This window comes from Parabacteroides massiliensis (genome assembly GCF_900155425.1).
Taxonomy (GTDB): Bacteria; Bacteroidota; Bacteroidia; order Bacteroidales; family Tannerellaceae; genus Parabacteroides; species Parabacteroides massiliensis.
Genome location: NZ_LT700191.1, coordinates 1441199 through 1453745, shown reverse-complemented (window position 1 = coordinate 1453745; position 12547 = coordinate 1441199). Strand labels below are relative to the sequence as shown.

The 12547-nt window shown below is 41.4% G+C and carries 6 protein-coding genes; 5 read left to right on the top strand and 1 reads right to left on the bottom strand.

Translation table 11 applies throughout. From position 1 onward, the window contains the following. Positions 1-141 precede the first annotated feature (141 nt). From BQ9893_RS16980 to BQ9893_RS16960, 5 genes are all read left to right on the top strand, one after another. Complete coding sequence (locus tag BQ9893_RS16980) at positions 142-2412, top strand: hypothetical protein (RefSeq protein WP_244155169.1); 2271 nt, start codon at positions 142-144, stop codon at positions 2410-2412. Positions 2413-2454: 42 nt separating this feature from the next. Then, on the top strand, positions 2455-4710 hold the full coding sequence (locus tag BQ9893_RS16975) for a hypothetical protein (protein ID WP_075967023.1): 2256 nt from the start codon (positions 2455-2457) through the stop codon (positions 4708-4710). Between the two features lie 12 nt (positions 4711-4722). Next, on the top strand, positions 4723-7005 hold the full coding sequence (locus BQ9893_RS16970; RefSeq protein WP_075967022.1) for a hypothetical protein: 2283 nt from the start codon (positions 4723-4725) through the stop codon (positions 7003-7005). Positions 7006-7146: 141 nt separating this feature from the next. Continuing rightward, positions 7147-8751 (top strand): family 43 glycosylhydrolase, encoded by a 1605-nt coding sequence (locus BQ9893_RS16965; RefSeq protein WP_244155168.1) that lies wholly within the window; start codon positions 7147-7149, stop codon positions 8749-8751. A gap of 462 nt (positions 8752-9213) precedes the next feature. Then, entirely contained in the window at positions 9214-10704 is a 1491-nt protein-coding gene (locus BQ9893_RS16960; RefSeq protein WP_075967020.1) for a DUF7477 domain-containing protein, read from the top strand. Between the two features lie 2 nt (positions 10705-10706). Here BQ9893_RS16960 and BQ9893_RS16955 read toward each other — a convergent pair whose 3' ends face one another. After that, positions 10707-12347: an alpha-L-rhamnosidase-related protein gene (locus BQ9893_RS16955; protein ID WP_075967019.1), complete on the bottom strand. Its 1641-nt coding sequence runs from the start codon at positions 12345-12347 to the stop codon at positions 10707-10709. Positions 12348-12547 lie beyond the last annotated feature (200 nt).

Sequence of the window (12547 nt, the reverse complement as noted above, 5' to 3'; positions counted from 1 at the left end):
AAATACAAGAGAGGGAGACTCGTTTTAGTTTCCCTCTCCCAATTTTTTGTCCAACTTCTTTTGAGGGAAGGTACATTTCAGTCACAATTAATATTGTTTTAGGAAGAAATTACTAACAGAATGCAAAAACAGTAAATGATAATGACAAAAAAAATTATCTCACTGGCTGTAATACTCATATTGCTATCAGCTTGTGGAGTGGAAAGATCTCGTTCATTCAAAACAGATCGTTTCGGTATCGATATAGATAGCCGGGGGTATATTACCGGAATGTGGAACTTGACAAGTGATAGCCGTAACTTCAGTCCGGCAGACCAACCTTCTCCTCTGTTGTCACTTTATGATGAAGACCTAAAGCGTTATTATTATCCACAAAAGGCAATGTATAGCGAAGGCAAGTATCAATTGGAATATGAGAACGGTTCTGTGGCCACAGTCAGTATAGAAGAGAAAACCAAATATTTCAAACTAAAATTGGAAAGATTGGAACCTCGTAATGGAATCGATGGTATACAATGGGGTAATTACTATACGAATATAACTAATTTACTGGGCGAGATAATCGGAGTGGCACGTGACACATCAGCAGCTGTAGGTTATGCCATTGGAGCATTGGCATTGGATGATAACACGATCGGTGGAGAATCGCGTTTTACTTCTGAAACAGGGCCTTCTGGTTATATCGTTCATTCCCCAGATCAGGTAAATCATCCACTACCACTCACTCTACATGAGGGACAACAGTTTACAATGGGAGGTGATGGCATCAATGACGTGGCTTTCTACAATCGGAAAGAACCATATTTCCGCATTTTATATGGGAATACGGCTTTTGTCGATTGTAACGGACGAATCAATATCCGGTATCACTCTCGTGATCGCAGAAAAGGCAAGATGATCTATTCTCCGGAAGGCAATCCCATCTTCCAAAATAACGAACCTAACCACATGATGCGCCAGGATGTTCCCGGAGTGGATTTTATTGGTTCATCCATCGCCTTATGGGGTAGCCCTGACAGTACGGCTTTGCTGGAGGTCATCCAGGATATTGTACAGAATGAAGGATTGCCTTATCCAACTTTTCAAGGTAAGTGGGTTAAAGATCCTACCAGCTTCATGCCAGATATATGCACATACGGTGGACTTATGGATAGCGTAACTTCATATGCCAAACAGATGGGATTAAAAGTAATTCATACGTACGATCAGCCTTTCTTGCATGCCGATAGAGGAAATGGAGGTTTCATCGACGGTCCGAACCATGAAAAGAAACGTTATCATTTTACGGATAAAGATTTGTCAACCCGTGAATATGCCGATCTTTTAGCTAAGGATGGTTTAATGCTCGGACGGACGTCCATCTCCAACTCTATGGCTCCCGGCACCAAAGATTGCAGCCCGGTCCCTTCAGACAGTATCTGTATTTTACACCGTCGTTTCTTAATGGAGAATTTAAATGAAACAGATACGATGATCTATATCGACGATCCTACCCATCTGGAAGAAATAGCATGTTGGGAAGGACATAGCCCGGAATTGAATATGGTTAAGATTGGAAAGGAATTGATTCACTATCTCGGCGTCACAAAAGAGAAACCGTATCGACTCATGAAAGTGACACGTGGTTACTGGGGAACCAAGGCCGCCACACATGTTAAAGGAGATGCCGTAGATAAGCTTCAACCTGCAGTGGGAGGAGCGTACTCAGGATTGATTCCCAATTTGGAATTGCAGGATGAGTTAGCACGTCATTATGCGGACATATGCAAGAACAGCGGACTGAGGATGTTCGATTATGATGGACAGGAATTCTATTTCCATACCGGATTCGGAGCCTATTCGGTGAAACGTTTCTTCCGTAACATGTTTACTCAGACGGAAAAATATGGTTTACCCAACATTCGTTTTACGGGAGCAACTCTTTCTGAAGGCTCCTGGCATTATCAAAGCATTTGGAATGTAGGAGGCGGTTTGAATATTTATGATGTTAAAAAGCGTGTATGGGGAAGTACAACAAGCCAGGGTAAAGATCTTCGTGATGTTACTTACGCCAACTTTTTCCCGTCGTCATTCGGAGGGAACTTTCCAATCACGGCAGAGTCGACAGTGGAGGATTATGAGCATATCGAAGCCACAGCTATCGGGTATGGTTGTACATATGCATTCAAGATCGGCCAAAAAGATGTCGAGAGTTGTCCACAAAAATATGCAATCTTCAATGTGATTCGAACTTGGGAGGAAGCTCGCCGAGCAAATGCTTTCCCAACATATATCCGAAAAATGTTACAGAATCCGACACTTAACTGGCGTCTTGAAGCAAAGGCCGATAATCGCGGATGGACTCTCTACCAAATGGAGAATGGGCTGAAAGTTTGTTCTTTTGAACTATACAGTGATAATCTACAGGAATAATCCGAAAAACAAACAATTACTTACTGTTTTAGTATTTAAATCATGACAAATAAAGAAATGAAAAGTGTTGTTATCTTATGCGTCCTCTGCCTCTTAACAGAAGGGGGTACAAAAGTAACTGCACAAGCTTCCTGGTTACCAAGCGTGGTGAACACAAGTAAAAATATCCGTTTGCTGGAGTGTTCCTACAAAGAGGCAGAATTGAAGCATTGCAAAGAAATAAATCCCGGTTCGGACTGGGAAGTCCGAACTGAACAAATAGATGCCTATGAAGGCAAAACATATATTTTTTCTTTCACTGCCAAGCGGGACATGAGTGATACCGGTGTGGCTGTGGCATTCGACCGATATCACTGGACAAGTGATAACTATGTGATGATTCCTTCTTCTGTCTATAACGGCAATAGGCAGCGGATTGTAAATCGTTCGTACGCAACCGGCCTTGATAAAACTGATTATAACCGGAAAGATCTGGCACTAACTTCCAATCCGATTCCACAGCTTTCTCCAGAGTTCGGGGCCCCATCCCGGTTGGACGTCAATGTCAGTAATGTGGCAACACCGGCCATGACTATGTTTGAACGAGGAAAGAAGTCCGGAACGATTTTATTAACCGACCAAGGTATCGAATGGAATAAGCGATTGTTGGATCATGCTTTGATCGTAGAAGAAACTCTGGATCGCAGTATCGCCTCTTTCGTCATCAGTGCTCCAGGCGTACGGGAACGTAAGCCGGAATTTATCGGTTTCAGCAAAAGTCCCGACCGGGGAATACAGGTAAAAAAAGGCGACCGGATTATTATCCGAGTTACCGAAATTACTTTCCCTTGTAAAGATGTTCCCGAACTGTTAGCTCGCTTTATGAAAGATCGTAAGCTGCATATAAGAGGAGAAGCACCTCGTAATCTGATGCCGATGAGTGAGGTTCTGACGCGAATGGTTCGGAATATCGATGAACGTTATTATATAGGTGACCAGTGGGAATATTACTGTCCGGAAAATGCAGACTGGATTTCCTATGGTTGGATTGGCGGTCTGATGAATACCTATCCGATGTTAGCTTTAGGTGATGAGGAACATTTTCGAAAAGTGAAAAACACATTTGATTTCGGGCTGCCACGTGCTAAAGGGAAAAGTGGTTATTATTATGATGTTCTCGGATCGGATGGAAAAGTCTTATACCGTGATGCAGCCGTTAACAATCCGGGAATTAGCCTGACACGAAAAAACGGAGATGTGCTTTATTGGATGATCAAACAATTTATGTTATTAAAAGAACAGGGAAAAGCCAATATTATCGATGTCGAATGGGAAACAAATGTGCGTCTATTGGCAGATGCTTTTGTCAATACTTGGAAAAAACAAGGGACATGGGGTAATTATCTGGATGTGGAAACCGGCAATGTGGCTGTCTATAATACGACAAGTGGCGCTATAACAATAGCCGGGCTGGCTTTAGCTTCCGGGTATTATAATAATCCGACCTATCTGGAAGTAGCTTGCAAGGCTGCAGCAGACTATTACGACAATTTTGCATTAGTTGGCTTTACTTCCGGGGGGTGTGGAGATATTCTACAAAATGCAGACTCAGAAACAGCAGTCGCCCTACTCACTTCTTTAATGACTCTTTATGAAATAACAGAGAAAGAGCAATATTTAAAACAAGCCGGAAATTTAGCAAACCTATGTGCCACTTGGACTGTTTCTTTCCCTTACCGTCTACCAGAAGAGACTCCATTAGCAAAACTCGGTGCGAATCTGACCGGTGCAGTTTGGGCTAGCACGCAGAATAAACACGGAGCTCCGGGTTTTTGTACACAATCAGGAGATGCCTTGTTTAAGTTATACCGTTATACCAGAGACACCTCCTATGCCGAATTACTTCGAGATGTAATTCATGCTCATGCAGAAGGTATACAACCCAATGGTAAAATCACGGAGCGTTTGACTTATTGTGATGCCGACAGCCGTGGTTCACGCGGTGATGGTGGCAAAACCGGATGGAATGAGACAAACGGAGCAATGATGGCATTGGAAATCCCTGGCATTTACGTACGGACAGACATTAGTTCTCTCTATGTCTTTGACCATGTGGATGCTAAAATCCTAAAACAAAACAATAAACAACTGGTTTTGCAAATCACGAATCCAACCGCATATGATGCTACCGTGACGGTCTTTGCGGAAAATGCAGAAGAATCAGTCCGTCAATTGGGTGAGAACGCTTTTCTAAAATGGAAAGATAAAGTGACAATAAAAGCGGGTAAATCTGTAAACTACAAATTAAAAACAAATTAATAATAAACTCTTATGACAGGATATAAAAAGATTCTTTTTTTGTGTATCGTTTCTATACTCATTTTTTTCAGTTGTACGACCGGGAAGAGCTGGGATTTCAATACCGACTATTTCAGCATTGTCGTGAATGATAAAGGGTATATAATAAGCATGAAGAATATAACCGTACTGCCTAACCGCGAGTTCAGTCCAACCGAAAAACCATCTCCTTTGATGTCATTATATGACAGTGAAAAAAAAGCCTATTACACACCTCAGAGTGCTTCTTTCAATGAAACGACCAATTGTTTTACTTTGGAATATCTGAATGGCTCTGTAGCAGAAGTAACATTGCAACCCTGCGGTAAATATTTCAAACTGACATTAAATAACTTGGAACCGAGAAATGGTATCGATGCGATCCAATGGGGAACTTACTATACAAATATAACCAATCTGTTAGGTGAAATTATCGGAGTGGCACGTGATACTAGTGATGCAGTGAATTACAGTATCGGTATGCTAGCTCTTGATGACAATACATTAGGAGGTACACCTGATATCGAAGGTGACGCTGCCCCTTTCCAGTATATCATTCACACTCCCGATAAAGAACTGTACCCATTACCGGACAGTCTACATGAAGGTCAAATATTTACCTTAGGAGGAAATGGAATCAGCGATGTCGCTTTCTATGCCAATAAAGAACCCTATTTTCGGATCATGTATGGAAATGCGGCACTAGTGGATAGCCTTGGACGTATTTACCTTAATTATCAATCTCGTGACCGTTCGAAACCACGTCAAGTCTTTTATTCCCTGATTCCAAACATGCCGGCGAACATTCCAAACCATATCGATGTAGAACCTATACCCGATGTCGATTTTATAGGTTCTTCTATTGCATTATGGGGGAGTCCTGACAGTACGGCATTATTGGATGTTATCCAAAACATCGTTCTCTCGGAAGGATTACCTTATCCGACAGTAAAAGACAAATGGATCAAGGATCCAGCAGCCTTTAGTCCAGATGTAATGACCAGTGGGAATCGTTACGATAGCATTATTTCATATACCACCCGACTAGGTTTCCCTGCCATCCATGCCTATGACCAAGGATTTTTACGCCCTGACCGTGCAAATGCAGGATATCTGGATGGGATGTATCAAACAAAGAAACCTTTCCGTTTTAACACTGGCAATAAATCACATCGTGAATTTGCCGATTTAGCAGCAGAACAGGGGTTGATGTTGGGACGAGTTTGTATTACCAACTCACTGGCACCCGGCACAAAAGATGCCAGTCCCATTCCAAGCGACAGTTTATGTTATCAACAAAAACGTACCCTAAAGAAAAGCATCACGGCGAAAGATACCGTGATAGTGGTAGATGACTCCAAATATCTGGAAGAAATCGCCAGTTGGGAAGGTCATTGCAAGAATTTGAACATAATAAAAATAGGGAAAGAACTGATTCATTATTTAGGGGTATCTGACGCACCTCCTTATACTCTGCAAAATGTAACCCGAGGATACTGGGGTACAAAACCTACTTTCCATAAGGCAAATGAAACAATTTCTAAATTGCAGGTAACCATCAACTATGGTTATGATGGATTGATTCCCAATCTGGCTCTTCAAGATAAAATAGCCCAGTATTATGCCGAGGTAGCAGCCTATAGCGGCTTGACATTTTATGATTTCGATGGACAAGAATTTCTTTTCAATAATGGCCATGGCTATTATTCAGCCAAACGTTTTTTCCGAAAAATGTTTGAAAGGGCGGAAGAGCTAGATGTTCCTTATATCCGTTTCTCAGGTGCTACTCTATCGGAAGGTTCCTGGCACTATCAGAGTGTATGGAATGTGGGGGGCGGACGTAACCTGTATGATCTCAACACCCGAGAGTGGGGAAGTACGACCAGTCAAGGAAAAGACTTGCGTGACGTAACCTATTCGAATTATTATCCAGTTTCATTTGGAGGCAATTTTGCCATAAAAGATACTTCAACTGTGGAACAATATGAACATATACAGGCTATCTCTGTCGGGTATGGTGCGACCTATTTTCTAATAATCAATCAGGAAGATGTTGAAAGCTGTCCACAGAAGGATGAGATATTCAAAGCCATCCGAATTTGGGAAGATGCTCGTAGAGCAAATGCTTTTCCCAGGCAAATAAAGAAACTTCTCAGAAATCCGTCCTACAACTGGAGACTGGAGGCCAATAAAGACGGGCATAGTTGGACATTGTACCGTCTTATCAATAATGATAAAGTCGAATCGTTTGTTTTACAAAGAGCAGAAGGATATTAATTTAAAAAAATGAAAAAGTTATTACTAATCTTACTAATTATACCCCTCGGGATAAGTTGCCAGGATTCCCATCAGATCGAAGCAAAAATCGCCCAATTCCCGAAAACGTTCTGTAACCCTGTCAATCTTAATTACAGGTTTATGAAAATAGATGGAGGTCAAGGTATTCGGGAAGCCGCCGATCCAGTCGTAGTCTCTTTCAAAGACAACTATTATTTATTTGCTTCCAAGTCTTCCGGCTACTGGTATTCTAACGATTTCTCCAATTGGGAACATGTTTTTATACCTGATTCGGTTCTACCGATCGAAGACTATGCACCAGGACTTTTTATACATAACAACTATCTGTATTATGTCGGTTCCACTCATGGGAAAAGCATGTTATACCGTTCATCCGCTCCAGAAAAAGGAGAATGGGAGCCAGTGAAAGAGATTTGGTCTTTTTGGGATCCGGCTTTTTATGTAGAAATGGATAATTTATATATGTATTATGGTTGTTCACCTGTCGATCCAATCTATATGCAAGTCTTGGATTTAAATACATTAGAGGCAAAAACAAAAGTAGTCGCTTGCTTTAACAGCAATAAAGAAAATTATGGTTGGGAACGGACAGGTGAACAGAACGAACTTCTCCACTGCCCTTATATCGAAGGAGCCTGGATGACGGCCCATCAGGGAAAGTATTATTTACAATATGCCGCTCCCGGAACCGAATGGAAATCGTATGCGGATGGTGTGTATGTCAGCACCTCTCCTACCGGCCCATTCACTTATATGGAAAATAGTCCGGTCTCTTATAAACCAACAGGATTCATCGGTGGTGCCGGACATGGTTGCATGTTTACGACAAGTAACGGAAACTATTGGAAAGCTGCAACCAATTCGATCTCCGTCCGGCACATGTTTGAACGGCGAATTTCTTTTTATCCTGCCGACTTTGATAAAAATGGTTATCTACATACAAACACCTATTTAGGTGATTATCCAATGTATCTGCCTGGAGGAAAAGAACAAACAACCGGAAGTTATCAACCTGGTTGGATGCTATTGTCATATAAGAAACCGGTGACAGTATCTTCTGCACTGGAAGAGTATCCTGCTGGAAACACTGTTGATGAAGATGTCCGTACGGCTTGGGTTGCGATCTCCAATAAAGAAGACGAATGGTTACAGGTTGACTTGCAGCAGTTGGCCTCTATCCATGCGATCCAGGTAAATTTTGATGAATACGGAGCCAATCAACAAGGCTTTGTTCCTGGTGTTTATCAAAGTTATCTGATCTATGCATCGATAAATGGTAAAGATTGGTATCCAGTAGTGGACTTCAGTGCTAAAAAAACTGATACACCGCATGATTATATCGAATTTGAAGTTCCGTTCAAAGCTCAGTATATCAAATTTCAAAATAAAGAATATACCGTATCCCCCAACCTGTCCATCCGCGATTTAAGGATATTCGGTTACGGCTCAGGCAATAAACCACATGCGATCAAAGATTTTACTATAGAACGCGATCCCATCGATCCTTGTAAAGCCCATTTAAGCTGGAGTGAAGTACCTAATACACAGGGATATATCGTTCGTTATGGCGTGGCAAAAGACAAACTTTATAACAATTTCCAAGTAATGGGAAAGACAGTCCTCGAGATTGGGAGTCTTAATAAAGGGGTTACTTACTATTTTACCATAGACACTTACAATGAGAACGGCATTACTCAAACATCCCAGATAGAAGTTTGCCAATAAAATATAGCAAGAAAAGATCAAAGATCAAAGATCGAACATGAATAGCCTCTCGAGATCCGGATGTAAAGAGCATGGACACCCGGGTGTAGAAGGCATGCAGACCCGGATGTCCACAAGATCCAGACGGGGATGTAGAGAGGCTTATCTGCCTTGTTTCAGAACAACTTCATACCAGCAAGCATTGTATTGACCTCAACAAACGCAAATGATACATCATCTGCAATATAAATAAGCATATATCCCCCAAACATGATAGATGCATGATAGATACATGATAGTTAAAAACAGCAACCATCATGCTATGAGACCCTGAAAAACAAGGTTTTTAAATCAAGAATGATAGTATGATGGTTGTTTTTGGAAATTTATATGGGATAGAGGTAATAATGTTCGATATTCGGAGTATTTTTGTAAGCGATAAGTTCTTTAAAGGTCACACAACTTACAGAGAAAATTACTAATATGAATCGCTTGATCAAAACGGTCGTAATCGCCGTACTCTGCATTGTGGCTATGCAGGTTGCCGTCGCCGATAATAAGGATATAATCATCATGGAAACCGGAACGGGCTTCGGCGAACAGACATGGTTCTACAGTGGTTATGGCAAAGAATTACAGGATAACTACATTAAAGAATATTGGGACAAAGGGTTCCGTATCACTTCTACTTCATACGGTGCTTCAGGCTGGTTTGTCACTATGGCCACCCATTCAGGCTTCACCATGCAGACTTACAATTATTGCTCCAATTGGCCAAGCGAATGGATAACAGAACGTATCGAAAAAGGTTACAAAATAACATCAGCCTGCTATGGCAACGGTAAATGGTTCATCGTGCTGTCGCAAAACACGCCATATACCGACCAGATGTGGTCATCTTGTTCTACAGCTGAACTTAGCTCTACGATACAGAAATATTGGGACCGCGACTTATACATTTCAACCGCATGCTGTTACGACAAAGACAAGTGGTTCATTGTGGCCTCCCAAGATGCTCCCTACTCCGACCAGACTTGGTCATTGATAGATTCCGAAGACGAGGCCTATGCAAAAATCAAAGAGATACGGGACAATGAATACTTTATACAGATAGTCCAATACGGTGACGGGCAGTACCTTGTCGTAGGATCCAAATATCAAGACGGTCATTTGCCTATCCAGACGTTTCAAACAGGCAATGCCATACCCGGAAATTTCATCAAAGAAAAATGGGATAAAAATTTCCGTATCGCTTACGCCGGCGGCGGTGTCGACTATTCTTCGGGTACATCAAACTCATACGCTTCCTCGCAAGGACAATCCTTCCTGCCGGATCTCGGGAACACCATTTATATGGCCCGAACCGATGGAATACCGGGCTATGCCTCACTTACAGCTTGTTGTTCCTGCTCAGATAACGGCAAGACAATTTATACTTACGGATATAATGGAATCCCCGTCGGACAGGCAGGGGCGGAAGGCTTCGGCTATATCAAAGAAGAGGAACGCGATGGTTACGAAGTATTACAAGAGTACTATTACAGCTTACTGAATTTCTCCGACCAGACTGCATATATAAAATTCAAGGGTAGTAACCAAATACTTATTTCCAAACAAAACGGAACGATAATTAATTCCCATGGTGTAAAGTTTAATCAGGCTATTTCGAAAGAGCAAACCTCCGAATTAGCCAAAAAAGCCGAAAATTTTGCACATTCGATAGACGCAATGAGCAGGGGCGGCTACACCGTCCCATCTGGGAATGGGAACTCATCAGGCTCCGAAAGCAACAAATCATCGACCAGAAAATCACACTGTCCGTCGTGCAACGGAACCGGAATCTGCACCAGTTGCAAAGGCGCCGGCGGATATTGGGACTATTATGGATATTCGGCCGACAAAATATGGCGGAAATGCACCTCTTGCAACGGTACGGGCCGATGCTTCAACTGCTACGGTTCGGGACACCTGTAAAATTAAAATTGAAACACCTCCGGATACTTATTAATGAAATAAACAGGTGTACAACTCCAGGCATGACAATAACTATTCATCGGGAAGAATCCATAAGGAGACAACTTATCATTATTGGGATCATATACTTCCCAAAAAGTATCCGCACCTTTCTTCACCATTCCTCCCCAATAATTCACGAGCAAACTTTTGGCTTCATCATTCATGCCACATTTCAATAATGCTTCCATTATATAATGGTAGGCATAAGGACACCCCGGATAACAGGATTCAGACATTGACATTGTTTTTTTCATTGCACGTGCTCCCTCTTTAGCATTCAATGTTTCAGATAAAATCATCCAGGCCTGAGAAAGATAAGAGACTTGTCTTGATGGCCCACTCACAATTACTCCCTGTTTTTGATCATAAAACTGCCGACGAGCCGCTTTCTTCATTTTGGATGCTAACAACGGCCATTCTTTTACCTCCTTGTCTTTTCCTATCAGCCGAGCCAATTCATAGCTCTTATTAAGAGCCCATATAGTCAATCCTTGCATAGAAGCCTGACGGTCATAATTATCCTTCCAGTCAAATACCAACCAATAAATTGGCGGTTTTTGCATATCATAAATCCAATCCGGAGAGTATTGACGAAGTGCCATTTCAATCTGACGTACTACTACAGGCCATAAATCTTCGGCTGTCTCTTTATCACCTGTCACTTTCAAATATTCCAATAAAGCAACGTTATAGATAAGTGCATAATCCAAACAATATTGACCGTATTGAGGATGAGGGTGCGGCTCTTCAAACACGGTTGCATGCAATAGCCCTTCATCATTAGATAGAGCGGCCAACAGATATAGGCAACGTTTCGTCAAATCATGCTTCTTATATGAATATGCATTGGCCAATGCTTCCAAATAAAGATCGCCGATCCATAGACGACGATCCCTTTTAGGCCCATCTTCATACACTGTTTGCATACATTCTTTTAGCGTATATAATCCTACTTCATTGATTTTTCTAATCAAGGGATCGGTTGTCGTTGCCAAATCCATTTCAATCTTCTCTACAGCACTTTGTGCAGTAAACGACATCTTATCAAAAGCGAAATCAAAAGAAGAGGCTCCAAGCACATCTATCTTAAGATAACGGAAAGAGAGCCTTCGGGGAATACTGGCTTCTATAGGAACTGTCATCAGAGTAATGATTTCATCTTGCAACCAAGCACGAGACAATCCCCCCGGATAGGGATCAAACGGTGTATTCAATTCACCTGGCACTTCCGCAAACGTGAATTTTAAACGGATAGGAGCATCCGAAGCGATGTGTTCTCCCAATATTTTCAAGGAAAAATTGAACGTGCCGGTAAGATGTTCTCCAAAGTCTAAGATAATCCCGGAATGTTTTTTCAACGATTCATTAAATAAGACATCGACATTGCCAACATCCTCCATTCTCCATCCTTGATATGCTTTTTCATCTTTTACTGATTTCACTATCCGCAAAGGAGAATGCTTTTTATAAACAAAAGCAGGTTTACAGGCTTCACTCTTTTTTAACCAGTCATTACTATGTTCGTAGTATTTGCTCTGAGCAAAACAAACAAAAGAGTAAACATTCAAAACACCCATTAAAATCAATAAATATTTTTTCATGATATATATATCTTAACCCGTTACATATACAGCCTATTATATACAAAATTCATCCAATTTTTTGACATATACAAACAATTTCCGCATAATCTCACTAATGAACATAGATGAATGCCTTGAAAAATAAAAACTCTACACTCTTTCTTAACCAGTGTCATCTGTGTTTCTTTTTTCCTATATTTGATACCTTAAAAAGGTAT